This window comes from Gluconacetobacter aggeris (assembly GCF_014174395.1).
Classification (GTDB): domain Bacteria; phylum Pseudomonadota; class Alphaproteobacteria; order Acetobacterales; family Acetobacteraceae; genus Gluconacetobacter; species Gluconacetobacter aggeris.
In genome coordinates this window covers 22,584-46,835 of sequence record NZ_JABEQD010000005.1, presented here as the reverse complement: position 1 = coordinate 46,835, position 24,252 = coordinate 22,584, and the positions used below count along the sequence as shown (strand labels likewise).

Genomic DNA, 24,252 nt, shown 5'->3' with positions numbered 1-24,252 from the left:
TCGGTGCGCTTCAGGAACGTCTTGGCAGCCGTCTGCCGCGAAGCACTTAAAACACGCCCCGGATTGCCAACAGCGGCACTTTTAAAACAGTCTGCAGGACGACCGAACAGCCGGGCTCTTGCACACAGGACGCAGCATGCCACTTTCCCCCTTCCAGCGCCGGACGCGCGCCGGTTCACGCCCTCGTCACCTTCTGCCCACCACATTGCGGGCATTTGCCCTGGGGGCAGGCCTGCTGGCCACACAGCCTGCCGCCCATGCGGCGGAGCCGCGGCTGGTGATCGAAGACAATGATTTTCTCGGCCCGGGCGGTTCCGACCAGCAATCGGTCATCCCCCTGCTGTTCAATCCGGCCGTCAAGGTGCTGGGCTTTACCGTCGCAACTGGCGACGGCTGGGAAAATCAGGAATCCGCCCATCTGCGCCGCTTCCTCGAGATCATCGGCCGAACCGACGTGCCGGTCGCCGACGGTGCCGTCTACCCGCTGATCAACAGCGTAAAGCTGATGCGCCTGCGTGAAAAACAGTTCGGCACCATTCCCTGGAAGGGCGCCTGGGGCGCGCTGGGACCGATGGACAAAGTCCCCTCCGAACAGCCGCCGCTACCGGCGATGAAGGACGGCGCCCCGACCCTGAAGCCCACGGCGGAAAGTGCGGCCCTATTCCTGATCCAACAGGTCCATGCCCATCCGCACCAGGTCACCATCGTCGAAGCCGGCCCGATGACCAACCTGGCGCTGGCGATCCGCATCGACCCAACCTTTGCCGCCACGGCAAAGGAGCTGATCTTCATGGGCGGCCTGCTGGACACCAGCATGCGCGCCCTGACCGGAAACGTCGATTTCGCCTCGGACTTCAACATGATCTTCGATCCGGAGGCGGCGCATATCACGCTGACCGCCCCATGGCCGTCGATCACCGTCGTCGGCAACGTGTCCAACGACCTGATGATGACGCGCGATTATCTGAAACACATTCAGCAGAAGCGCACGCCAATGACCGATTATATCGGCACCTATTACGATCCTCTGCCGATGTGGGATGAAATGGCAACGGCGATCGCCGCCGATCCCAGCCTGATCACCGCGTCGCTCGACGCCTATATGGACATCGACATCGCCAACGGGCCGCATTACGGTCATGTGGTCGTCTGGCCCGATTCCACTGCGCCCAGAGAGATGGACATCCGCAAGGTACGGATCGTGCAGTCGATCGACGCCCAGCGTTTCCTGGACACGTTCCTGCACGAAGCACAGAGCGACGTGCGCTCCGCCGGTCACCCCTGATTCATGCTGCATCTGGTCAAGCTCGCTGTCGGAATCACCTCGCTCGAGGATCTGGCGCACCGGCAGCGTACCATGGCCGAAGGAGCCGGGGACGGGCTGGACGGCACCCGGCCATCCGGCCACCCCTGGCTACGGACCCGCATGTTCCCCCGCCGGGCACCGGAGATCCTCGATGGCGGCTCGCTCTACCGGGTCATCAACGGGCTGATCCTGTGCCGCCAGCGTGTCATCGAGATTCGTCCCGACACGCGCGAGGACGGCGTGGCCTGCGCACTGGTGGTCCTGGCACCGGAGATCATACCGGTTGCCCCGCGCCCGATGCGCCCGTTCCAGGGCTGGCGCTACCTGTCCCCCGCCGACGCACCGCCCGACCTGTCCGTCGGCGGAGGCGATGGCGGAACGCTCCCCGAATCGCTGCGGCGGAACCTGGCCGGCCTATGCCTGATCTAGCGCCCCCCTACCGACGGCGCGGCCGCCGTGCCGCCATGATCGGGCTCGCCCTGATCGGCCCTGCCATCCTCGCGGCATGCAGCAGTACGCCCGGTTCACGCTATTCCCGCTATTACGCCCGCAATGGTGCCTATCGTGCCCCCGGCCCGCCCCAGGACCCGTGGCGGCCTTATATCGCCGATGCCTCGACCCGCTTCTCGGTCCCGCAGGAATGGGTGCGCGCCGTGATGCAGCAGGAATCGGGCGGCCATGAATATCTGAACGGACAACCGATCACCTCGTCGGCCGGAGCCATGGGCCTGATGCAGTTGATGCCCCAGACCTATGCCGACATGCAGGCGCAGAACGGGCTGGGACCGGACCCATACGAGCCGCACGACAATATCCTCGCCGGCACTGCCTATATCCGACAGATGTACGACCGCTATGGCGCGCCGGGCTTTCTCGCAGCCTATAATGCCGGCCCACAGCGTCTGGATGACTATCTCCAGACCGGCCGGCAATTGCCGAACGAGACGGTAAACTATCTGGCCTCGGTCACACCCAACCTGGGCACGGCGGTCGCCCTCAGCGGCCCGCTGGCCGCCTATGGCAGCGGCAGCCAGATGGTCTCGGCCACGCCGCCCCTGCTGCCGGTTGCCATGGCGTCGACGTCTCGCGCCACCCAACCGGTCGTCGTCACCCCAACCATCGCCGATCCGACGGGCGGCCAGCCTGTCCAGTATGCGGCCTACGTGCCACCCCGCGCACCCGCCGGGCAATGCGCGCACGACCCCGATGCTGCCTACGATCCCGATGCTCCGTGCCAACCCCTGGCACCCCCGCTGTCGTCGCCGTTACCGCCGCCTACGCCCCGGGCCGACGCGGCCCCCACGCCCGCGCCGTCCATCGCCGAACCGTTGGCCCCCGCCGCCATCGCGATACCGATGGCGGCCCGCGCCCCCTTGGGCGGCAGTGCCGCAGGCGGCGTGAATTACGGCCAATGGGCGGTCCAGGTCGGCGCGTTTACTTCTGAAGGGCAGGCCCGCTTTGCCAACACCATGGCCCGCCAGGCGGCGTTCAGCGCCTTGGATGGGGCGCGCAGCGTCGTTCAACCCGTCCCTTCGTTCAACGGGCACCCGCTCTATCGCGCCCGGCTGGCCGGCCTGGCACGCAGCAGCGCCGCCACAGCCTGTTCGTCCCTGCGCCAGCAGGGACTGGACTGCATGATTATCCGTCCCGGCCAATGAGTATTGGCCCGTAACCGCGCGCAGATGGGGATCCTCCGCGCGTATCCGAATGCAACGAAGAAATCACCGCCAGAGCCCCACGGCCGCAGGCCCGGCCGGTCAGGTCAGGTCAGGTCAGGTCAGGTCAGCCCGTCACGCCCCATGGCCAGGAATTTCTCCCTGCGCTGCGCCACCAGCATGGCCGCGCTGAGCGACAGCAGGTCGGGCAGCTCGGCCGCAATCGCCTCACCCACCGCGCGAATCGCGGCTTCAGGATCGCGCTGCGCACCACCTAACGGCTCGGGAATGATGCGGTCGACCAGATGCAGTTGCAGCAGGTCCTGAGCCGTCAGCTTCAGCGCCTCGGCCGCGCTGGTCGCCAGCTTGGGGTCGCGCCACAGGATCGACGCACAGGCCTCGGGCGAAATGACCGAATAGATCGCGTGTTCCAGCATCATCACCCGGTCGCCGGCGCCCAGCGCGATGGCCCCGCCCGATCCCCCCTCGCCGATCACGGTGGCAATCACCGGTACCGGCGCCGACAGACAGGTATCAATGGACCGTGCGATCGCCTCGGCCTGGCCCCGCGCCTCGGCATCGATACCGGGCCACGCGCCGGCGGTGTCGATAAAGGTCAGGATCGGCATGCCGAAACGGCCCGCCAGTTCCATCAGCCGCTGGGCCTTGCGATAGCCCTCGGGGCGCGCCATGCCGAAATTATGCTCCAGTCGGCTTTCCAGCTCCGACCCGCGTTCGGTCCCGATCACCACCACCGGCACATCCTGGAAACGGCCGATACCACCGACCACGGCCTTGTCCTCGCCGAACAGGCGGTCACCGGCCAGTGGCGTGAAATCCTGGATCAGGGTGCTGATATACTCGACCGTGTGCGGCCGCTGCGCATGACGGGCGACCTGGACCTTCTGGCCGGGAGTCAGCTTGGCGTAAGCGGCACGAAGCTGCTTTTCCGACTTTTCGGTCAGACGGGCGATTTCCTCGGCGATATTGATGCCGTCGGGGCCTGACATATGGCGGAGTTCGTCGATCTTGTTCTCAAGCTCGGCGACCGACTTTTCAAAATCTAGAAACTGGCGCATCCCGTGCGGATAGCACAGCCACGAATCCTGCCAAGTCCCCCCGTCCAGCCTCCCCCCAAATCCATGGGGCAGCGCAACCGTCCTTATGGCTGCATATCCGGCTGTTCGTCCGAATCCTTGCGACCACCCGCAAGCGGATGATGCGCCTCGACGACCGCACGCAGCCGCTCGGCCAGTACATGGGTATAGATCTGGGTCGTGGCGATGTCGGCATGGCCCAGAAGCACCTGAAGCGCACGCAGATCGGCCCCACGCGCCAGCATGTGGGTGGCAAAGGAATGGCGCAGCACATGCGGCGACAGGCGCGCCGGGTCCAGTCCTGCCCGCAGCGCGACATCATGCAGGATCCGGTCGAATCCCTGCCGTGTCAGGGGACGCTGCCCATCCCGGCCCGGAAACAGGTACGGGCTGCGCAATGCCTGGTCTCGCACCGCCAGCGCCTCGGCCGCCGCCCGCGCCTGGACGGACAGCGGCACGAGTCGCTCCCGCCCCCCCTTTCCCCTCACCAGCAACATGCGTGCGTCCCCCGCCAGGGCGCGGCGAGGCAGAACCAGCAGTTCCGAAATCCGTAATCCGGAGGCATACAGGATTTCCAGCGCCGCGCGCGCGACCAGCCAGCGACGCCCGTCATCGGGCGGTACGTCGCACCCGCCCAGCAGCGCATCGACCTCCTCTTCCGTCAGGAAGCGCGGCAGCGTGGCCGGCAGGCGGGGCGCATCCAGTAACGCGGCGGGGTTGTCAGTCCGCATCCCCTCGCGCGTCAGGAACAGATAGAACTGCTTCAGGCATGAGAGACGCCGCGCTTGCGTCCGTGGCGACAGACCCGCACATGCAAGGCTCGCCATGTAGTCGCGCAGCACGCCTGCGTCGGCGCCCGCTATCCCGCATCCGGCCTGCGCCGCGAACGATTCGAGGTCGCGCAGGTCGCGGGCATAGGCCCGCAGCGTATTCACGGCCGCCCCACGCTCGGCCGCCAGCATTTCCAGGAACGATTCGGCCTGGACGGCCACGTTCATGAGTGGACGAAACGATCCGGCGGCAGATCCTTGTGTACCGACATGGCCGGCGCCGGTGGCGGGAACACACCCAGCGACACAAAGCCACCGATTCCGACCAGGACTACAATGCCCGCAAGAGCCAACAGGATGCGCCGCATGACCAAATCTCCGCGCGATGGTGCCCGCCGCCTTGCCGGATGAGCCAGCCTCGATGCGACATGGCGAGTTGTCTTTGCTCTATGGTAGGTTGGCGCTCATGTCACGCCAGAACGCTTCCGATCCGCCCGAGTCCACCTCCCGGCCTTCTGCCGGAGGACCGGCGATGTCATTCCCCCCTCCCATTCGAGAGGCCGTGACAGCCGTTGCCTCCCCGCAGGGGCCAGCTTCCCGCGACGACAGCATCGTCCTGGTCGGACTGATGGGCGCAGGCAAGACGACGATCGGCCGACGAATCGCAACACGCCTTGGCATGCCGTTCATCGACGCGGATGTAGAAATCGAACGTGCGGCGGGATGCTCCATCGCAGACATCTTCGCCCAGTATGGCGAGGCCGAGTTCCGTAAGGGCGAACACCGTGTCATTCGCCGCATCCTCGATGGTCCCCCGGTTGTGCTGGCAACCGGGGGCGGCGCCTTCATGGACCCGATGACCCGGGCAATCATCCGCGACCGTGCCACCTCGGTCTGGCTGCGTTGCCCGCTGCCGGTCCTGGTGCGTCGGGTGCAGGGGCGCGGCCACCGGCCGCTTCTGAACGCCGGCAACCCGCGCGACATTCTGGCGCAACTGATGGACGTCCGTCACCCGACCTATGCCGAGGCCGACATTACAGTGGATTGTGGAGAAGAAAGCGTGGAACAGAGTGCCGCGACCGTCATCAACGCCCTGGCGCTGGGCAGGCAGCCGCGGCTCGTTCCCGTCACGCTGGACCGCTGGCGATATGACGTAACGATCGGCGAGGATCTGCTGCGTCACGCCGGAACCCTGCTTTCGCCGGTCTTGCCGCAGAAGCGAGTCGTGGTCATCACCGACTCGACCGTCGAATCGTTGCACCTGCCCCGGCTGCTCCAGGGACTGGCCCAGGTGGGAATCGAGGCCCGGACCATCGTCGTGCCACCGGGCGAAGGCTCGAAAACGCTGGCGGAATACGAGCGCGTGACGGGGGCCGTTCTCGAAATGGGGGTCGAGCGCGGCACCACGATCATCGCATTGGGCGGCGGCGTGGTCGGCGACCTCGCCGGCTTCGTGGCGGCGACCACGATGCGTGGCCTGCCCTTCGTGCAGATTCCGACCACCCTGCTGTCGCAGGTCGATTCCTCCGTCGGCGGCAAGACGGGCATCAATACCCCATTCGGCAAGAATCTTCTTGGCGCCTTCCACCAGCCACTGGCGGTTCTGGCCGATACCACGACCCTGGCCACCTTGCCGCCGCGCGAAATCCGCGCCGGCTATGCCGAAATCGTCAAGGCCGGCCTGATCGGCGATGCCGCCCTCTTCGAATGGTGCGAAAACCATGGCCAGGCGGTCCTGGACGGCGATGCCGACATCCAGGCCGAAGCCGTACGCCGGGCCTGCGCGTTCAAGGCCGCCGTCGTGGGCGACGACGAACGGGAGGAAAGGAAGTCGGACGGACGGGCCCTGCTCAATCTCGGACATACGTTCGGCCACGCACTGGAGGCCGAACTGGGCTATGACGGCCGCCTGCTGCATGGCGAAGCCGTGTCGATCGGCCTTCGTCTGGCGTTCCTGACGTCAGAACGCATGGGCTTCTGCGACAGCGCGGATGTCGAGCGTGTAACCGCCCATCTGGAACGGCTGGGCATGCCGGTGCATCTGCGTGACCTGCCGCAGGCATTTTCGGCTGAACGGCTGCTCGCCCACATGCAGCGTGACAAGAAAATGCGTGATGGGCGCCTGTCCTTTGTCCTGGTACGCGGCATCGGGCAGGCCTTTACCTGCCGAGATGTACCGGACAGCCTGGTGCGGGAAATTCTGCTGGCAGAAGGATGCGCTGCATGACACGTCCGTCATGCGTTGCGACATCGCAACACAGATGCGCGGATATCACATAATCCTGCCATAGAGCCGCCCCGAGCCTGCGGCCGAATACGCGCCCCCCGGAAATGGTTGCAATCAGCACGTAATCTTAGCGAAACAAACTGTTGCTTTTTCAACACGGTGCTCAGTGGTAATGGCTGCTTTGCCTATGATGCGGGTTCCTAAGCCGGAACCGGAAGATCTATAGGGGGTTAAGCATCACGCTGAGGTTAGCCGTCTGTGGTTTGACGGCTACTCGAACGGATGATCAAGAGGACGAAAAAATGCGTCTCCGCACGGCATTACTCGCCACCACGCTGATGGCAGCGGCTCCTGTTGCAGCCAACGCCACAATCATTACCGGTCCGTACGTCGATCTGGGCGCTGGTTACAACCTAGTTCAGAATCAGCACGGCCATTTTGCCAACAATCCGACGGCCGGCATGAGCAGCTCGTCGCAGTACCGTCACAAGGACGGCTACACGGGTTTCGGCTCCTTCGGCTGGGGCTTCGGCAACGGCCTGCGCGTCGAGGTCGAGGGCCTGTATAACTACTCGCAGCTCAACCACCGCAGCGGCGCGCCGAACCATACCAGCGGCAGCGACCAGTCCTATGGCGGCCTGGTGAACGTGCTGTATGATATCGACCTGAAGCAGTTCGGGATCGACGTTCCGGTGACGCCGTTCGTCGGTGTCGGTGCCGGCTATCTGTGGCAGCACTACAACCCGACCACGACGACCTACATGAACGGCAACGTCAACCGCCTGGGCGGCACGACGGGCGGCTTTGCCTATCAGGGCATCGCCGGTGCGGCCTTCGACGTCCCGAACGTTCCGGGCCTGCAGATCACGGCGCAGTATCGCATGGTCGGCCAGACGTTCAACAACGGCTCCTTCACGATGACTTCGTACAGCCCGGCTGGGCTGAGCCGTGGCAACGCGAACTTCGACCATCGCTTCAACCACCAGTTCATCCTGGGTCTGCGCTACGCGTTCGACACCGCACCGCCGCCGCCGCCGCCGGCTCCGGTCGTTGTGCCGCCCGCCCCGACCCCGGCACGCACCTATCTGGTGTTCTTCGACTGGGATCGTTCGGACCTGACGGCCCGCGCGCGTGAGATCGTGGCCGAAGCCGCCCAGGCATCGACCCACGTCCAGACGACGCGGATCGAAGTCAACGGCTACACCGACAACTCGGCGGCTCACCCGGGTCCGCGCGGTCAGAAGTACAACCTCGGCCTGTCCGAGCGTCGTGCGCAGAGCGTGAAGGCCGAACTGATCCGCGACGGCGTGCCCGCGAACGCGATCGACATCCATGGTTACGGCGAGGCGCATCCGCTGGTTCCGACGGGCCCGAACACCCGCGAGCCGCAGAACCGTCGCGTGGAAATCATCCTGCACTGATCCTGGCGATTTTCGCCCGGTTCGACAGGGTAAAGAGGGGATGCCTTCGGGCATCCCTTTTTTATTGCGCGCTATGATCTGAAAACGATCCTTCTCACCCTTAACTGACGAGACCGCGCGACGTGCCGGATTCCTGCCCTTCCCCCGCCAACACCACCTCCCCCGGCGGAACCGGAGGCCCGCGCGTCCGGATCGTTCCATTCCTGAAATTCGGGATGGTCGGGGTCACCGGGCTGATGTGGGATACGTTGGCCGTGTACGGATTCCGCCCCCTCCTCGGCCTGACCGGCGCCACCCTGCTCGCCTATTTCATCGCGGCCAGCATGAACTGGCTGGCCAACCGGCTCTGGACGTTCCGTCACGTCGTTCACGCCGACCGTCCCCTGGTTCAGTGGGCACGGTTCCTGATGGCCAATTCGCTCGGTTTCGTCATGAATCGGGGCATGGTCTTCACCCTCTTCCTGGTGGCTCCACTCTGCCGGACCATCCCCGTCCTGGCCTTGGCAGCGGGCTCACTCACGGGGCTGGTGGCCAACTTCACGCTCAGCCACCGGATGGTCTTCCGCCATCGCCAGCCACCCCCCTGAACCGGTTCATCAAAGCATCCCGGATCGGCCCGCATTCCAGAACGCAGCCTCCAGCTTGACGGCTGTGCGGAATTCGGCGAGCAGCGCGGGATACCGCCCTTCGGCACCATACCGCCCGGCCAGCGCTTCCAACGTACGCAGCCCCGCGTCCACCAGCCCGACGAATTTCTCGCCCCCATACAGGGCGATCCATTCCCAGTAGGGGTTGCCTTCCCGCCGGGTCGTGGGGTCAGCCATCAATCTGGCGCCGATTTCGCCATAGCCGATCAAGCAGGGCGCCAGCGTCACGATCAAGTCCAGCAGGTCGCCCGTCTGCCCCCGGTCGAGAATGAAACGGGTATAGGCCAGCAATTCCAGCGATTCGGGCTGATTGTGCAAATCATCGACGCACAATCCCCATCCGGCACAATAGGCAATATGAAGCGCCAGTTCGGTATCCAGCAGACCCGACACGATACCGGAGGCCGATCGCATGTCCTCCATCGTATCGGCTTTATAGATCGCCAGCGCATAGGCCCGCGCATACTGGATCAGGTACAGGTAATCCTGGATCAGGAACCGCTGGAAATCCGCCTCCGGCAATGTTCCGTCCGCCATGCCGCGCACGAAAGGATGGTGGATGAAGCGCTCCCAATCCGTACCGCAATCGCGTCGCAGCCTGCCGGCCAGCCCCTGTTCCAGACTGGGCCAGTCCCGTTCCGCGATCCAACTCATGGATTCATCCTTCCTTACGGTGCTTTCTTGCTGCGCCGATTTGCCTTGCCGCGCGCCCTTGCTCTTCCTGCCGGGCACGCCGTGCGCTAGGTGATGGTATCCGAGCTCTCCAGCCTTCGCCATTTCAGGATCGTCAGCCCTCCGCCATGACCTCCACAAACGATATCCGCGCGACCTTCCTCGACTATTTCGCAGCCAACGGTCATCAGATCGTGCCGTCCTCGTCGCTGGTGCCGCGCAATGACCCGACCCTGCTGTTCACGAATGCCGGCATGGTCCAGTTCAAGAACGTCTTCACGGGGCAGGAAACCCGCCCCTATTCCCGCGCCACCACGGCACAGAAGGTGGTTCGGGCCGGCGGCAAGCATAACGACCTGGATAATGTCGGCTATACGGCCCGCCACCACACCTTCTTCGAGATGATGGGGAATTTCTCCTTCGGCGACTATTTCAAGCCCGAAGCGATCGAATTCGCCTGGAGCCTGATCACGCGCAATTTCGGCCTGCCGGCCGAAAAGCTGCTGGTCACCGTCTATGCCGATGACGAGGAAGCGGCCGCGCTGTGGCGCAAGATCGCCGGCCTGCCGGACCAGCGGATCATCCGCATCGGCACCGCCGACAATTTCTGGCGGATGGGCGATACCGGCCCCTGCGGTCCCTGTTCGGAAATCTTCTACGATCACGGCCCCGACGTACCCGGCGGTCCGCCCGGCTCGCCGGACGAGGATGGCGACCGCTTCGTCGAGATCTGGAACCTCGTGTTCATGCAATTCTTCGAGGACCCGCCGGGCGTCCGCTCGCCGCTGCCGCGTCCCTCGATCGATACCGGAATGGGGCTGGAACGCTTCGCCGCCATCATGCAGGGCAAGCGCGACAATTACGACACGGACACGATGCGCGCGCTGATCCTGGCCTCGGCCGAGGCGACGGGCCAGGACCCGGACGGCCCGTTCCGCGCCAGCCACCGCGTGGTAGCCGATCATCTGCGCTCGACTTCGTTCCTGATCGCGGACGGCGTGCTGCCCTCCAAGGACGGGCGCGGCTACGTCCTGCGCCGCATCATGCGCCGCGCGATGCGCCACCTGCACATGATGGGCACCAAGGAAACGGTCTTCCATCGCCTGGTCCCTGCCCTGGTGCGCCAGATGGGGGCTGCTTACCCCGAACTGGTCCAGGCCGAAGCCCTGATCCGCGAGACGATGCGCGGCGAGGAAGAACGTTTCAAGGCGATGCTGGAACGTGGCCTCGCGCTGCTGGCCGACGAGACGGCGAAACTGGGCGACGGCCAGAAACTGCCCGGCGACGTGGCGTTCAAGCTGTACGACACGTTCGGCTTCCCGCTGGACCTGACGCAGGACGCGCTGCGCGGCGGCAGTCATGAGGTCGATGTCGCAGGCTTCGACAGCGCGATGCAGGTCCAGCGCGAACGCGCCCGCGCCGCGTGGAGCGGCTCGGGCGACAGCGCGACCGAAACCGCGTGGTTCGAGGCGCGCGACAGGTTCGGCGCCAGCGAGTTCCTGGGCTACGCGACCGAGCAGGCCGATGCCGAGATCCAGGCCATCATCAGCAACGGCCAGTCTGTTCATGACGCGCCGGCGGGCACCGAAGTCGCGCTGCTGCTGAACCAGACGCCGTTTTACGGCGAAAGCGGCGGCCAGGTCGGCGATACCGGCCTGATCACCGCTCCGGGCCTGCGCATCGCCGTCACCGATACGCAGAAGCGGCTAGGCGACCTGCTGGTTCATTCCGGCATGGTGATCGAGGGCACGGTCCGCGTCGGCCAGGCGGTGACCGCCACTGTCGATCACGAACGACGCAGCGCAATCCGCGCCCATCATTCCGCCACCCATCTGCTGCACGAGGCATTGCGCCGGCACCTGGGCGAGCATGTCACGCAGAAAGGCAGCCTGAACGCGCCCGATCGCCTGCGCTTCGACATCAGCCAGCCCCGACCGCTGACACCGGAAGAGATCGCCGAGGTCGAGGCCGAGGTGAACGCCCGCATCCGCGAGAACAGCCCGGTCACCACCCGCCCGATGTCGCAGGAAGAAGCCGTGGCACAGGGCGCGATGGCCCTGTTCGGCGAGAAATACGGCGACGAGGTCCGCGTCGTATTCATGGGCCCGCCCGAGGATAATCGTCCGGCCTGGTCGATCGAGCTGTGCGGCGGCACACATGTCAACCGCACCGGCGATATCGGCCTGTTCCGCATTACGTCGGAAAGCGGCGTCTCCGCCGGCATCCGCCGCATCGAGGCGGTAACCGGCAAGGCCGCCGAGGCCGCCGCCATCGCCACTGAGCAGCGCCTGACCCAGGTTGCGGCGATGCTGCGTGTCTCGGCCGCCGAAGCCCCGGAGCGGCTGGCGGTGATTCTGGAAGAACGCAAGGTCATGGAGCGCCAGATCTCCGACCTGCAACGCAAGCTGGCCAGTGGCGGCGAGGGCGGCGCGACTACCGAGACAATCAACGGCGTGGGCTTCATCGCCCGCAATGTGGGTGACCTGCCGGCACGCGAGCTGAAAGCGCTGGCCGATTCCCTGCGTCAGCAGGTTGGCTCCGGCGTGGTGGCGCTGGTTTCGACCGCCGATGGCAAGGGCAGCGTGGTCGTCAGCGTTACCGCCGACCTGACGGAACGTTTCGACGCGGTCGGACTGGTGCGGGCCGCCAGCGCTGCCATGGGTGGCAAGGGCGGCGGCGGACGGCGCGACATGGCCCAGGCCGGCGGTCCGGACGTGACACAGGCCGATGCGGCACTCGAGGCAGTACGCAAGGCCCTGGCCTGATCTCTCAGCCGGACACCTTGCCGTGTCACGCACACGCGGCGATGTGTCCGGCCTCTGACATAGTGTGTCCCGGGCCTCCAAAGGAGAAACCGGACCTGTGCCGTCCCCGTTTCCATGCTATCTGTGACGGACCCGGCTATGCTGGCGCCCTGGCGTCGGCATGCCATGACGGGTTCTTCCGTCCGGGTGACCGTTCGAACGCCACTGTGAAGTCCCAGGCGGACTTCAGGACATAGGGACCTTCGATGGCCGATACCGATGCCAAGAAAACGCTGATCTCGCTCCTGCATGGAGTAGAGAAATTCAATGCCGAAGTCTTTCCTCAGAATCGCGAGTTGTTCGCGGAATTGGCCGGCCAGCAATCACCGGATACGCTGTTCATCGCCTGCGCCGACAGTCGGGTGAATCCCAGCCTGATCACGCAGACCCAGCCCGGCGACCTGTTCGTGCTGCGCAATATCGGCAATATCGTTCCGGCTTACGGCGAAATGCTGGGCGGCGTGTCGTCCGCGATCGAGTACGCCGTCCTGGCGCTGGGCGTGTCGACCATCATCGTCTGCGGCCATTCCGATTGCGGTGCGATGAAAGCCCTGCTGGACCCCGATCCATCCAAACTGGCGCACATGCCCACCGTCGCGTCCTGGCTGCGCAATGCCGAAGCGGCCCGAGCAGTTGCGGGTGCCTTGCAGGCCACCGACGCCGGCCCGCAATCCGTGCGCAGCCTGGCGGAACAGAATGTGGTGCTGCAGATCGCGCATCTGCGCACGCACCCGGCGGTCGCCGCCGCCCTGGCACGCAACACGCTGATCCTGCAAGGCTGGTTCTATGATATCGCCAGCGGCGAGGTCGTGATTCTGGACGAAGCCACGCGGTCCAGCATCCATGTGGACGAAGCCATCGCCCGCCTGACCCGCGAGGTGGATGGGAAGACTGACCAGGCCTGACCCGCGGCCGGCGACCATCCGCCTCCTGGCCTGCGCCGGGTGGCTGGTGGCCGCCCTGGCTACCCAGGGGGCCATGGCGCGTACGATCAAGGTCTCGACCTGGAACCTGGACTGGCTGACGGCGCGGGCGCCGGGCGACCCCGCCCTGCCCCGTGACCTCCCCCACCGCAGTGACGCCGGACTGCGCCAGCTCGCGGCCTATGCCACGCGGCTCGATGCCGACATTGTCGGGTTTCAGGAAGTGGATTCCCCAGCCCTGGCCGCCCGCCTGTTCCCGCCCTCACGCTACCGGATCGTCATGAGCGACGATCACGTGGTCCAGCGTGTCGGACTGGCCGTGGCGACCGGGCTGACCGTCACCCGCCATCCCGATATCTCGGAATTCGATGTCTATCCGCCCGACGCGCCCCATCACTTACGCGCGGGACTGGATGTCACGATCGACGACGGCACCGCCAGCCTGCGCATCCTGATCGTGCATCTCAAGGCCGGATGCCGTAACGCGGCCCCGGCCGACCGTCGACCGGCCTGCCGGACGCTGGCGCGTCAATTGATGGTGCTGGATGACTGGATTGCCCAGCGACAGGACGAAGGCGTAGCCTTCCTGGTCATGGGGGACTTCAACCGGAACCTGACCCCATCCGACCCGTTCTTCCGGCAACTGGAAGCCGACGGCCCCCTGACGCTGACAACGGCCGGGCGCGCGAGCCCGTGCTGGGGCGGCACCTATTTCATCGACCACATCCTGCTGGGCAATCAGGCCCGCGCATGGCTCCGCCCCGACAGCCTCCGAGTCCTGATCTATGACGCGCAGGACCCCGCCCAGGCGCCGAACCTGTCCGATCATTGCCCGGTCTCGGTCGGGCTCGACATGCCCTGACCAGGCGAAAGGCTTTCTTCATGGAATATCGTCACCTCGGCCGTTCCGGCCTGCGCGTTTCGGCCGTCGGGCTGGGCTGCAACAATCTGGGCGGCCGTATCGGGCTGGAAGAATCCCGGACTGTGGTCCATCGGGCCCTGGACAGCGGCATCACCCTGTTCGACGTCGCCGACGTCTATGGACGGCGCGAGGCCCATTATGGCGCGTCGGAGGAAACACTGGGCGCGATCCTCGGGCCGCGCCGCAACGAGATCGTCCTCGCCACCAAGTTCGGCATGCCCATGGACGCCGAAGGCCGCCTCCAGGGTGCCTCGCGCCGCTATATCCGCCAAGCCGTCGAAGCCAGCCTGTCCCGCCTGCGAACCGACCGGATCGACCTGTACCAGGTTCACGTCCCCGACCCGGCCACCCCGATCGAGGAGACCCTGCGCGCGCTCGACGACCTGATCAGCGAGGGTAAGATCCTCTATGCCGGCTGTTCCAATTTCCCCGCCTGGCAGGTCGCCGATGCCTGCCACGTCGCGCGCATTTCGGGCTATGCCGGCTTCATCTCCTGCCAGGACGAACTGTCCCTGCTGGCACGGAACGCATTGCGCGACCTGGTGCCGGCGATCCGTCATTACGGATTGGGGCTGCTGCCTTACTTCCCCCTGGCCAGCGGCGTCCTGACCGGGAAATACCACCGCAACACGCCCCCGCCCCCTGGCAGCCGACTGAGCGCCTGGACCCACCTGGCCGATCGCTACCTGACCGGCGCCAACTGGACCCTGCTCGACCGGCTGGACGCTGTAGCACATGCAAACGGGCGCAGCCTGACCGAACTCGCCTTCGGCTGGCTGCTGTCGCACGATATCGTAGGGTCGGTCATTGCCGGTACGACCCGTCCAGCCCAGATCGAGGCCAACGTTACCGCCGCCGCCCGCCCGCTGACGGCCGAGGAACGCAACGCGATCACAGCCGCACTATCACCGGAATCGGCAGACGCACAGCAATGACGGACATCGCCGGCCGGCCATCATGCCGCCTGGTCAGAACATTGTTACCGGGCGCGCGCCCGCTAGGGGAAAGCAGAAGGAGCCAGTTCAGGCGGGCCAGACGCCAGAAAAGAAAGCCGCCCGCCAACCGACCAGAATCATGCCCATGACGAACAGAATCGCACCCATAAGCTGAAACACGTCGCGTAGCGGGGTCTGGGGCGCATGATCCTCGGTCTCAGGCATGAATCGCTCCCTTCCTGCATTGTCACTATTCTTAACATCCGGCACGACAATACGAAAAGGGCCGCCCTCTCCGGGACTTGCTTTGTGACGAAAAAGTGTCCGCACAATGCCCAGAGCCGCGCCATATGCCCGCTCAGACAGTAGTTAAAAAAACCGTCCATCAACCAGAAAGCGCAGCACAGGAAACCCGCATCGGGTCATCGGCAAACCCGGCAGAGCCGCCCCTCACCCCGGATGGCGCAGCAGACCCCCCTCCACCCGCAAGGTCGCTCCGGTGGTAGCCGAGGCCTGCCGCGAGCAGACATAGGCGACCATGCTGGCAATCTCCTCCGGCTCCGCCAGCCGCCGGATCAGCGAGGCCGGGCGATGCTGCGGCACGAATTCGGCCATGATCTCCTCGATCGGCCGGCCGCTCTCCTGCGCCGCCTTGGCAAACATCTCCATCACGCCCTCGGTGCGGGTCGGCCCCGGCAGCACCGAATTGACCGTCACACCACTTCCGGGAATGCTCTCGGCGATGCCTCGGGCAATCGCGACCTGTGCGGCCTTGGAAAAACCATAGGCGACCATGTCCGCCGGAATGTTCAGTGCCGATTCGCTGGAGACGAACACCACGCGGCCCCAAGCCCGCTCGACCATGCCCGGCAGATAATGGCGCGTCAGGCGCACACCGCTCAGGACATTGATGTCGAAGAAACGCTGCCAGTCCTCGTCAGGGGTCTCAAGGAACGGTTTCTGTTCGAAAATACCCAGATTATTGACCAGGATATCAGCCTGGGGAACAAGGCGGACGAATCCGTCGATCCCCTCTTTCGTTCCCAGGTCGGCCGGCACGCCGCGCAACCGCGCCGTGGGCATGCGGGTCCGGATATAGGCCATCGCCTCATCCACCCTGCCCTGGCTGCGGCCGTTGACGATGACATCCGCCCCGGTTTCGGCCAGGGCCATCGCGATGGCCAGCCCGATCCCGGCGGTCGAGCCGCTGACGATCGCCGTTTTACCTGCCAGATCGATTTTCATTCCGCTTCCTCCTTCCGCGTGTCCGTCACCACAAGCGGGGTGTGTCGTCAGGCCGCCTTCTCCTGTTCCGCCAGGCGGCCCAGCGCCTGGACCGTATCCTTTGCCAGCCGAATCCGCTGTACGTTCGTCATTTCCCGCACCAACGCCAGCTTATGGTCGGGGCGCAGTCGGACATTGCCCTCTTTCTGTGTCGCCATCCAAGCGACCAGCCCAGCCGGATTCGCGAAATGATTGCCCCGGAACTGGATCACCATTCCCTTGGGCCCGGCCTCCAGCCTCTCGACCCCCGCTTCGCGACACAGGCGCTTGATCGTGACGACATCCAGCAGGTTGCGCACCGGATCAGGCAGCGTGCCGAACCGGTCGACCAGTTCGGCCTCCATCGCCTCGATTTCGGCATCATTCGCCAGCGCGGCGATGCGGCGATACAGCCCCAGCCGCACCGGCAGGTCCGGTACATAGTCTTCCGGGATCAGCACCGGCAGACCGAGGATGATGTTTGGCGTCCAATCCCGGTCCTCAGCCTTGCGCCGTCCCTTTTCGGCGCGCAGTTCGGCCACCGCGTCTTCGAGCATCTGCTGATAGAGCTCGATCCCGACCTCGCGAATATGACCCGACTGCTCGTCGCCCAGCAGATTGCCCGCGCCGCGCAGGTCCAGATCGTGGGACGCCAGCGTGAAGCCCGCGCCCAGCGTGTCCAGCGTCTGCATGACCTCCAGCCGCTTTTCGGCGGCAGCCGACAGCACATGCGTCTGCGGCCAGGTCAGATAAGCATAGCCGCGCTGCTTGCCGCGCCCCACACGCCCGCGCAATTGATAGAGCTGCCCCAGGCCGAACATGTCGGCCCGATGGATGATCAGCGTGTTCACCGCCGGCATGTCCAACCCGCTTTCCACGATGTTGGTGGAAAGCAGGATATCATATTTGCCGTCACTGAACTCGGTCATCACCCGTTCCAGCTCGGTCGGGGTCAGGCGTCCATGGGCCTGCACCAGCCGTGCATCAGGCACGATTTCCTGCAGACGGGCCCCCATGCGGTCCAGGTCCTCGATCCGCGGCACCACGCAGAAGATCTGGCCGCCCCGGAACCGCTCACGCTGGATCGCCTCGCGGATCACCACGCTGTCGAAAGGCATGATGAAGGTACGCACCGCCAGCCGGTCAGTCGGCGGGGTGGCGATCAGGCTCATCTCCCGCACGCCGGTCAGCGCCAGTTGCAGCGTGCGCGGCAGCGGCGTGGCCGACAGGGTCAGGACATGCACGTCCTCGCGCAGCGCCTTCAGCTTCTCCTTGTGGGCGACGCCGAAATGCTGCTCCTCGTCGATGATCAGCAGTTCCAGGTCGGCGAACTGCACACCTTTGGCCAGCAGGGCATGCGTGCCGATGATGATGTTGATGCTGCCGTCGGCCAGCCCCTTGCGCACCGCCGCCGCGTCCTTCGCCGTGACCATACGCGACAATTGCGCCACCGTGACCGGCAGCCCGGCAAACCGGGCCGAGAAGGTGCGGAAATGCTGCCGCGCCAGCAGCGTGGTGGGCACCACCACCGCCACCTGCGCGCCCGACATCGCGGCCACGAAGGCCGCGCGTAGCGCAACCTCGGTCTTGCCGAACCCGACATCGCCGCACACCAGACGGTCCATCGGCCGGCCCGAACCCATATCGTCCAGCACATCGGCGATGGCGCGCGCCTGGTCCTCGGTCTCTGCGAAGGGGAAGCGGCTGCAGAATTCGTCCCACAGGCCTTCGGCCGGGGTCAGGCTCGGCGCCTCGCGCAAGGCCCGCATCGCGGCGGTGCGAATCAGCTCGCCCGCCATATCGCGGATGCGCTGCTTCATCCGCGACTTGCGGTTCTGCCAGGAGGCCCCGCCCAGCTTGTCCAGCGACACCCCGGCCTGATCGGAGCCGAAGCGACTCAGCAGTTCGATATTCTCGACCGGCAGGAACAGCTTTTCGTTGCCGTCATAGACCAGGCGCAGACAGTCATGCGGCGCGCTGCCGACCGCCACCGTCTCCAGCCCGTCATAGCGGCCGATGCCGTAATCCTGATGCACCACCAGATCGCCCTCGGCGATCTCCGACGCCTCGGCGATGAACTGGTCCGCCCGCTTGCGGCGGCGCGGCGGACGCGAAATCCGCTCGCCCAGCAGGTCCTGCTCCGAGACGAAGGCCAGATTATCGGCGATAAAGCCGCGTTCCAGCCCCAACGTCAGCAGCCCGACCGTACCGGCGGGCAGATCCTGCGCCTGGGTCCAGGTCTCGAACGTCTCGGCCCGCATGCCATGCTCACGCAGCAGCGTCGCGATCCGCTCGCGCGATCCACGCGTCCAGGCCGAGAGATAGGCCCGCCGCCCGGTCTCGGCCCATTGCCGAACCTGCGCATCGAGCATGGCAAATACGTTTTCGCGCGATCCGTCCCCGACCGACCGGGCGAACAGGATTCCCGGCCGACCGAGCGCATCGATGCCCTCGGCCCCATCCGGGCGCGAAAAGGGATTGAATACCACCACCGGGTGACCGGACAGCATCCCGTCCCACCCCTTGCGGTCCAGATACATCAGGTGCGGTGGCAACGGACGGTACGGAACCTCGCCCTCGCGCACCGGCTGGCGCCGCGCCTCGAAATGGTCGGCGATCATTTCAAGCCGCGACGACAGAACCTCGTCCGCCTGATGGGCCATGATCACCGCGACCCCCGGCAGGTAATCGACCAGCGTTTCCAGATGCTCGTAGAACAGCGGCAGCCAGTGCTCCAGCCCGGCATGGCGTCGCCCGTCCGAGACATGCTGGTAGAGCGGATCGCCGGCGGCGGCAGGCCCGAACAGGTCGCGCCAACCGGTGCGGAAGCGCGAAATACTGGCCTGATCGAGGCTGAAATCGGCGACCGGCCGCATCACGAACCGGTCCAAACGGTCGGAGGAACGCTGGGTGGCGGGGTCGAAGCGGCGGATATTCTCGACCTCGTCGCCGAACAGGTCCAACCGCACCGGCTCAGCCTCGCCGGAGGGGAAAATGTCGAAGATACCGCCCCGGGTCGCGAATTCGCCCGGTTCCATCACCGTATCGGTGCGGTTGTAGCCGTTGGTCACCAGCAGTTCGATCAGGAATTCCTGATCCAGATTGTCGCCGGTGGTCACTGTCAGCGACTGGCCCCGAAAGGCAGCGCGCGGCGTCACCCGCTGAACCAGTCCGCCAACCGTGGTCAGCACGATGCGCGGGCCCTTCGCGGGTTCCAGCAATCGCGTCAGGGTGGCAACCCGCTCGGCAACGATCGCCGGATTGGGCGATACCCGATCGTAGGGAAGGCAATCCCATGCCGGAAAGCGCAGGATTTCGGCATTCGGCGCGATGAACGAGAGCAGATCGCCGATCCGCGCCATGCCTGCATCATCGCGCGCCACATGCAGCACCGGCCCGTCATGCTCGCGCGCGCGCCGGGCGACGAGGAAGGCGTCGTACCCGTCCGGCACGCCCCAGACGTTCATCCAGCCGGCATGCCCGGCGGACGCCGCAGCGGCGTGGTCCCTTCCCTCTGCTGTCATCGTTCTCCCCGGATCGCGGCCTGCCGGGCGGGATCGTTCGCATCGGCGATGATGGCGCGCATCATCGGGCAGTCGACCTCGGCCGGCACCGGCTTGCGGCCACTCAGCCAATCCGCCAGATCGGCGTCCGGCAGGTCCATCACCGCTTCCAGCGCATCCATTTCGGCATCCGACATCGCAGCCAGGCGCGGGGCGACAAAGCCACCGATCAGGATGTCCGCTTCATGCGTACCGCGATGCGTGGCGCGGAAATAAATCCGGCGACGGCGCGGATCAAGGGTCGAAAAGTCCGATGTGTCGAGGGACATGGTACCTGCCCGGATATGGTTTCGTTTTGTTCCTTCGCGTTGCTGTCCTATAGCCCTCCGTCAGGGTCCTGTCAGCCCGGCAGTCGCACCGGCCCGGAGAAACGGCCCCCGCAGAGAACGAACCGGGGAATTGAGGACGATCGAGCCCACCGTGTCCGACATCATCATCCAGGACGATTCACGGGACCTCCTCGGCCCGCTTCTGGCCCCGCTTGCCACACTGCCCGGGGTCGGCACCGCCACCGCCAAACTGCTGGCGCGCGCGACCGGCGGCACGCGCGTGGCCGACCTGCTGTTCCACCTACCCGAGTCCGTGATCGACCGTCGCTATCGCCCCCTGATACGCGACGCCATTCCGGGGCGGATCTGTACGGTGCATGGCAGCGTGCAGCGGGTGGACGCACCCGCGCGCGGCAGGCGCCAGCCCTGGCGGGTCCGCCTGTCGGATGGCAGCGGGACGATCGACCTGGCCTTTTTCTCGCCCTACCAGGCACGGCAGATGACGGTGGGCAGCGAGGTCGCGGTCTCGGGCATGCTGGACGAATTCGGCGACCGGCTCTCGATCGCCAACCCCGATCATATCGTGCCGGACGGCGATATCGGCCGCATTCCGATGCTGGACCCGGTCTGGCCGCTGACGGCGGGCCTCTTCCCCCGCCACATCCGCAATGCGCTGCGCCAGGCCTTTCTGCGTTTCCCCGCCCTGCCCGAATGGCTGGACCCCACGCTCGTCAGCCGGCGGCATTGGCCCGATTTCGAAACCGCATTGCGCCAATTGCATTGCCCCGATGAATTTCCCGAGCTGCTGAAGGGCGAAGCCTACGCAGCAGCGTCCGAACGGGCGCGCCTGCGCCTGGCCTGCGACGAATTGCTGGCCGAACAGGTAGCGATGGCCGAGGCAAGACGGCGCAACCGCAACCGCCCCGGCCGCGCGGTCGTGCCGACAGGGGCACTGCGCACCACGGCGCTGGCGCGCTTCGGCCACACCCCCACCGGCGCCCAGACCCGCGCCCTGCGCGAGATCGATGCCGATCTGGCCTCCCCCAGCCCGATGCTGCGCCTGGTGCAGGGCGATGTCGGTGCGGGCAAGACACTGGTGGCCTTGCAGGCCATGCTGGGCGCGGTAGAGGCCGGCCATCAGGCCGTGCTGATGGCGCCAACCGAAATCCTGGCCCGCCAACATCTGGCCACCTTCACCAGGCTGGCGCCCGTCCCGGTCGCCTTCCTCAGCGGCAGCGTCAAGGGTCGGGCCCGGCGTGACGTGCTGGAGGACATCGCCACCGGTCGCGCACCGCTGGTCGTGGGCACGCACGCTCTGTTCCAGGAGAAGGTGGTATTCGCCGACCTCGCACTGGCGGTCATCGACGAACAGCATCGTTTCGGCGTCGAACAGCGGCTTCTGCTGGGCGAAAAGGGGCACCTGACCGACATCCTGGTCATGACCGCCACCCCGATTCCGCGCACCCTGCTGCTGACCCAGTGGGGCGAGATGCAGGTCAGCCGCCTGGACGAAAAGCCGGCGGGGCGGCTGCCGGTCCGCACCTCGCTGCACGCCATGGCATCACTGGGCGACCTGCTGGATGGAATCGGCCGCGCCATCGCGGGGGGCGCACGCGTGTTCTGGGTCTGCCCCCTGGTCAGCGAGAGCGAGGCACTGGACATCGCAGCGGCCGAGGCACGCTTTGCTGTGCTGGCCGAGCGATTCGGGCCTGTCGTAGGCCTGGCCCACGGCCAGCAGGACATCGCGGTGCGCGAGACCGCAATCGCCGATTTCGCCGCCGGCCGAACCCAGATCCTGGTCGCAACGACGGTGATCGAGGTCGGGGTCGACATCCCGGCTGCCACCGTGATGGTGATCGAGCACGCCGAGCGGTTCGGCCTTGCGCAATTGCATCAGTTGCGCGGCCGGGTGGGTCGCGGCGGTGCCGAATCGTTCTGCCTGCTGCTGCATGACGACGCGCTGGGCAAGACGGCGCGGCGCAGGCTGGCCCTGCTGCGCGATACCGAGGACGGCTTCCTGATCGCCGACGAGGATTTCCGCCTGCGGGGCGGTGGCGACCTGACGGGCCGCCGCCAGTCCGGCCTGCCCGACCTGCGACTGGCAACCGGCGCCCGGCTGGATCTGCTGGTGACGATCGCCGCACAGGATGCGCAACGCATCATCGAAGGCGGCGCCGAGGCAAGACGGGGCGCAATCGCTCTGGCCGTGGAATTATTCGACAGGCACGATGCCGCCAGAACCTTACGATCCGGTTAGGTCTTCCTCTCCTTGCTGCGAAGAGGCTGACCAGAAGTAATGAACCGTAAGCACCGAAGCACAGGAAACGCGCGCCGGATCATCACCGGCGCGCATTTCCGTTCGGCCTGTCAGAATTTGGCGGACAGGGCCAGCGACCCGTAATTGAACAACCCGCTGCGCGCACCCTGGAATTGCTGGGTCTGCCACACCTGGCTGTAGGACAGGCGCATGCCATGCCACATGATCGCGACACCGGCATGGATCTCGCCCACATCCCATTTCACCGGCACATGCGGCGAATTGCTGCGCATCGTGTTGCCTTGCAGCGTGGCGTCATACCCGACCGCATAGCCCGTCACGTTGCCGAAGACGTACCATGCGACCGGCCGGCTCAGGCGATAGGCGTCGGTCCCGTCGGCGCCCGGCCCGATGGTGGGCGTGCCGAAATCGCTGTTCAGCCCCTGGCCGATACGGAACGTATCCGCCACCGAACCATAGATGCGGTAATCACCGATCGCGGCCGAGGTAGCGGGCAGCATGTCCATCGAGATGCCATAGACGTCAGCCAGCGGCAGCCGCCAGGTCCGTCCCGCCTGCACCTGGAAGATCGGCTGGTTCTGCAACTGGTGCTTCCAGCCCAGGTTCTTGGTATCGCCGATCGCGCCGTGGAAGCCATTCTGCAATTGCCGGCCCAGACCCGCCGGCCCCATGACACCGACCTGGATACCGAAAACCGAGCGAGACAGATCCGTATCGTTGATCAGGTTGACGGTCCCCAGCAGCAGGCTGGAATAAGGCCGGTCACGCGATGACGGCACGCTGGTCTGCGTATCGGTCGGCGTATAGATAAGCTGTTGCAGCCCCAGGCTGATGCGGGTGACGCCGGCGCCCATGATGGCATGGTTGATCGTCTCGATCGGGGCCGGTTGGTTGTCGGTGCCCGATGTCCAGTTGATGCGCAGGCCGCTGGTATAATACTGGTCCGACGTGCCCTTCAGGGTGCTGACCGCGTCGTTCTCCCCCTGGAGCGTCCAGGTTCCGTACGGGTCCTGCAACGGCGTGGCCCGGGCCGGGGCGCAGATGATTGCCGCGAGGCACCCCATTCCAGCCAGCGTACCGGCCCGCGCCATCCAAAGGGCTGTTCTTTCCGTCTTTGTCTGGCCCATCAGCTTCCCTTTCCCCTGCGCGACGCCATGTCTACCGCGCTCATCGACTGTCTAAAACGTCCCGGCGTTTCGAGAAAGCCCATGGACGTTTTTCGTGATCGAGCGGTCCAGTCCGGCCGGCCGCCATGACGAGCATCCAGGCCACCCACCGCAGTCGCGCCAACATTAATCGTTGGTCACATTAAAGATGACGAGGTGATGGAACCGTGAGCCGAAGTTATGCTTATCTGTATTGGATGCCGACGCATTCGTGCTAGGGTCCGCGCGGGGAAAGGATGCTGTCCGCCACGGCCGCTCAGGCGGTTCGGAGAACGGTTGTGTAATGCCTTGATCCAGCAAAATTTCTTCATCCGGTGGCTCCTGGGACAGGACC

At 65.7% G+C, this 24,252-nt stretch carries 20 protein-coding genes; 11 read left to right on the top strand and 9 right to left on the bottom strand.

Features of this window, described 5'->3' with window-relative positions; genetic code table 11:
- Positions 1-136 precede the first annotated feature (136 nt).
- Genes HLH36_RS09085 through HLH36_RS09075 form a run of 3 tightly spaced genes read left to right on the top strand, consistent with a single transcriptional unit; the run spans position 137 to position 2,964 of the window.
- Complete coding sequence (locus tag HLH36_RS09085) at positions 137-1,285, top strand: nucleoside hydrolase (protein ID WP_182986085.1); 1,149 nt, start codon at positions 137-139, stop codon at positions 1,283-1,285.
- Positions 1,286-1,288: 3 nt separating this feature from the next.
- A complete protein-coding gene (locus tag HLH36_RS09080) occupies positions 1,289-1,735 on the top strand; it encodes a DUF1489 family protein (protein WP_182986084.1) in 447 nt (148 codons plus the stop codon).
- A complete protein-coding gene (locus HLH36_RS09075; protein WP_408871869.1) occupies positions 1,723-2,964 on the top strand; it encodes a transglycosylase SLT domain-containing protein in 1,242 nt (413 codons plus the stop codon). Before HLH36_RS09080 ends, HLH36_RS09075 begins: the two co-directional genes overlap by 13 nt.
- Before the next feature lie 119 nt (positions 2,965-3,083).
- Here HLH36_RS09075 and HLH36_RS09070 read toward each other — a convergent pair whose 3' ends face one another.
- The 3 genes from HLH36_RS09070 to HLH36_RS09060 form a co-directional block, all read right to left on the bottom strand.
- Complete coding sequence (locus tag HLH36_RS09070; RefSeq protein WP_182986083.1) at positions 3,084-4,040, bottom strand: acetyl-CoA carboxylase carboxyltransferase subunit alpha; 957 nt, start codon at positions 4,038-4,040, stop codon at positions 3,084-3,086.
- An 83-nt stretch (positions 4,041-4,123) separates the two neighbouring features.
- Positions 4,124-5,056 carry a tyrosine recombinase gene (locus tag HLH36_RS09065; protein ID WP_182986082.1) on the bottom strand — a complete coding sequence of 311 codons (933 nt, stop codon included), beginning with the start codon at positions 5,054-5,056 and terminating at the stop codon, positions 4,124-4,126.
- On the bottom strand, positions 5,053-5,196 hold the full coding sequence (locus HLH36_RS09060) for a hypothetical protein (protein WP_182964641.1): 144 nt from the start codon (positions 5,194-5,196) through the stop codon (positions 5,053-5,055). The genes HLH36_RS09065 and HLH36_RS09060 overlap by 4 nt, the downstream gene beginning before the upstream one ends.
- 98 nt (positions 5,197-5,294) lie before the next feature.
- On the opposite strand from HLH36_RS09060, the gene aroB reads away from it, so the two are divergent.
- The 3 genes from aroB (at position 5,295) to HLH36_RS09045 (ending at position 9,063) form a co-directional block, all read left to right on the top strand.
- Entirely contained in the window at positions 5,295-7,055 is a 1,761-nt protein-coding gene (aroB, locus tag HLH36_RS09055; RefSeq protein WP_182986081.1) for a 3-dehydroquinate synthase, read from the top strand.
- Positions 7,056-7,357: 302 nt separating this feature from the next.
- Positions 7,358-8,476: an OmpA family protein gene (locus HLH36_RS09050; protein WP_182986080.1), complete on the top strand. Its 1,119-nt coding sequence runs from the start codon at positions 7,358-7,360 to the stop codon at positions 8,474-8,476.
- 215 nt (positions 8,477-8,691) lie between these two features.
- Entirely contained in the window at positions 8,692-9,063 is a 372-nt protein-coding gene (locus HLH36_RS09045) for a GtrA family protein (protein ID WP_246376644.1), read from the top strand.
- 9 nt (positions 9,064-9,072) lie between these two features.
- Here HLH36_RS09045 and tenA read toward each other — a convergent pair whose 3' ends face one another.
- A complete protein-coding gene (gene tenA / locus HLH36_RS09040) occupies positions 9,073-9,777 on the bottom strand; it encodes a thiaminase II (protein ID WP_182986079.1) in 705 nt (234 codons plus the stop codon).
- A 146-nt stretch (positions 9,778-9,923) separates the two neighbouring features.
- On the opposite strand from tenA, the gene alaS reads away from it, so the two are divergent.
- From alaS to HLH36_RS09020, 4 genes are all read left to right on the top strand, one after another.
- The gene (gene alaS / locus HLH36_RS09035) at positions 9,924-12,560 is read left to right on the top strand and encodes an alanine--tRNA ligase (RefSeq protein ID WP_182986078.1); all 2,637 of its coding nucleotides are present in this window, start codon (positions 9,924-9,926) and stop codon (positions 12,558-12,560) included.
- A 245-nt stretch (positions 12,561-12,805) separates the two neighbouring features.
- Complete coding sequence (locus tag HLH36_RS09030) at positions 12,806-13,504, top strand: carbonic anhydrase (protein ID WP_182986077.1); 699 nt, start codon at positions 12,806-12,808, stop codon at positions 13,502-13,504.
- 73 nt (positions 13,505-13,577) lie between these two features.
- Complete coding sequence (locus tag HLH36_RS09025; protein WP_246376671.1) at positions 13,578-14,384, top strand: endonuclease/exonuclease/phosphatase family protein; 807 nt, start codon at positions 13,578-13,580, stop codon at positions 14,382-14,384.
- Between the two features lie 20 nt (positions 14,385-14,404).
- Positions 14,405-15,379, top strand: coding sequence for an aldo/keto reductase (locus tag HLH36_RS09020; RefSeq protein WP_182986075.1), 975 nt, complete (start codon positions 14,405-14,407; stop codon positions 15,377-15,379).
- Positions 15,380-15,466: 87 nt separating this feature from the next.
- Here HLH36_RS09020 and HLH36_RS09015 read toward each other — a convergent pair whose 3' ends face one another.
- The 4 genes from HLH36_RS09015 to HLH36_RS09000 form a co-directional block, all read right to left on the bottom strand.
- The gene (locus tag HLH36_RS09015) at positions 15,467-15,604 is read right to left on the bottom strand and encodes a hypothetical protein (RefSeq protein WP_182986074.1); all 138 of its coding nucleotides are present in this window, start codon (positions 15,602-15,604) and stop codon (positions 15,467-15,469) included.
- Positions 15,605-15,829: 225 nt separating this feature from the next.
- Positions 15,830-16,624 (bottom strand): SDR family NAD(P)-dependent oxidoreductase, encoded by a 795-nt coding sequence (locus HLH36_RS09010; protein WP_182986073.1) that lies wholly within the window; start codon positions 16,622-16,624, stop codon positions 15,830-15,832.
- Positions 16,625-16,671: 47 nt separating this feature from the next.
- The gene (gene mfd, locus HLH36_RS09005) at positions 16,672-20,109 is read right to left on the bottom strand and encodes a transcription-repair coupling factor (protein ID WP_182986251.1); all 3,438 of its coding nucleotides are present in this window, start codon (positions 20,107-20,109) and stop codon (positions 16,672-16,674) included.
- A 53-nt stretch (positions 20,110-20,162) separates the two neighbouring features.
- Positions 20,163-20,474 carry an FAD assembly factor SdhE gene (locus HLH36_RS09000; protein WP_182964651.1) on the bottom strand — a complete coding sequence of 104 codons (312 nt, stop codon included), beginning with the start codon at positions 20,472-20,474 and terminating at the stop codon, positions 20,163-20,165.
- A 130-nt stretch (positions 20,475-20,604) separates the two neighbouring features.
- On the opposite strand from HLH36_RS09000, the gene recG reads away from it, so the two are divergent.
- Complete coding sequence (gene recG, locus HLH36_RS08995; RefSeq protein WP_182986072.1) at positions 20,605-22,731, top strand: ATP-dependent DNA helicase RecG; 2,127 nt, start codon at positions 20,605-20,607, stop codon at positions 22,729-22,731.
- 110 nt (positions 22,732-22,841) lie between these two features.
- On the opposite strand, the gene HLH36_RS08990 is transcribed toward recG, so the two are convergent.
- On the bottom strand, positions 22,842-23,843 hold the full coding sequence (locus HLH36_RS08990) for a lipid A deacylase LpxR family protein (RefSeq protein WP_408871868.1): 1,002 nt from the start codon (positions 23,841-23,843) through the stop codon (positions 22,842-22,844).
- Positions 23,844-24,252: the final 409 nt, after the last annotated feature.

Coding starts and splice junctions, on each gene's coding strand:
- HLH36_RS09030 (WP_182986077.1), top strand. CDS start 12,806: ATGGCCGATACCGATGCCAAGAAAACGCTGATCTCGCTCCTGCATGGA.
- HLH36_RS09015 (WP_182986074.1), bottom strand. CDS start 15,604: ATGCCTGAGACCGAGGATCATGCGCCCCAGACCCCGCTACGCGACGTG.
- mfd (WP_182986251.1), bottom strand. CDS start 20,109: ATGAACGTCTGGGGCGTGCCGGACGGGTACGACGCCTTCCTCGTCGCC.
- HLH36_RS09075 (WP_408871869.1), top strand. CDS start 1,723: ATGCCTGATCTAGCGCCCCCCTACCGACGGCGCGGCCGCCGTGCCGCC.
- tenA (WP_182986079.1), bottom strand. CDS start 9,777: ATGAGTTGGATCGCGGAACGGGACTGGCCCAGTCTGGAACAGGGGCTG.
- HLH36_RS09000 (WP_182964651.1), bottom strand. CDS start 20,474: ATGTCCCTCGACACATCGGACTTTTCGACCCTTGATCCGCGCCGTCGC.
- HLH36_RS09050 (WP_182986080.1), top strand. CDS start 7,358: ATGCGTCTCCGCACGGCATTACTCGCCACCACGCTGATGGCAGCGGCT.
- HLH36_RS09025 (WP_246376671.1), top strand. CDS start 13,578: ATGGCGCGTACGATCAAGGTCTCGACCTGGAACCTGGACTGGCTGACG.
- HLH36_RS09045 (WP_246376644.1), top strand. CDS start 8,692: ATGGTCGGGGTCACCGGGCTGATGTGGGATACGTTGGCCGTGTACGGA.
- HLH36_RS09060 (WP_182964641.1), bottom strand. CDS start 5,196: ATGCGGCGCATCCTGTTGGCTCTTGCGGGCATTGTAGTCCTGGTCGGA.
- alaS (WP_182986078.1), top strand. CDS start 9,924: ATGACCTCCACAAACGATATCCGCGCGACCTTCCTCGACTATTTCGCA.
- HLH36_RS09065 (WP_182986082.1), bottom strand. CDS start 5,056: ATGAACGTGGCCGTCCAGGCCGAATCGTTCCTGGAAATGCTGGCGGCC.
- HLH36_RS09070 (WP_182986083.1), bottom strand. CDS start 4,040: ATGCGCCAGTTTCTAGATTTTGAAAAGTCGGTCGCCGAGCTTGAGAAC.
- HLH36_RS09085 (WP_182986085.1), top strand. CDS start 137: ATGCCACTTTCCCCCTTCCAGCGCCGGACGCGCGCCGGTTCACGCCCT.
- HLH36_RS09010 (WP_182986073.1), bottom strand. CDS start 16,624: ATGAAAATCGATCTGGCAGGTAAAACGGCGATCGTCAGCGGCTCGACC.
- HLH36_RS09080 (WP_182986084.1), top strand. CDS start 1,289: ATGCTGCATCTGGTCAAGCTCGCTGTCGGAATCACCTCGCTCGAGGAT.
- aroB (WP_182986081.1), top strand. CDS start 5,295: ATGTCACGCCAGAACGCTTCCGATCCGCCCGAGTCCACCTCCCGGCCT.
- HLH36_RS08990 (WP_408871868.1), bottom strand. CDS start 23,843: ATGGCGCGGGCCGGTACGCTGGCTGGAATGGGGTGCCTCGCGGCAATC.
- HLH36_RS09020 (WP_182986075.1), top strand. CDS start 14,405: ATGGAATATCGTCACCTCGGCCGTTCCGGCCTGCGCGTTTCGGCCGTC.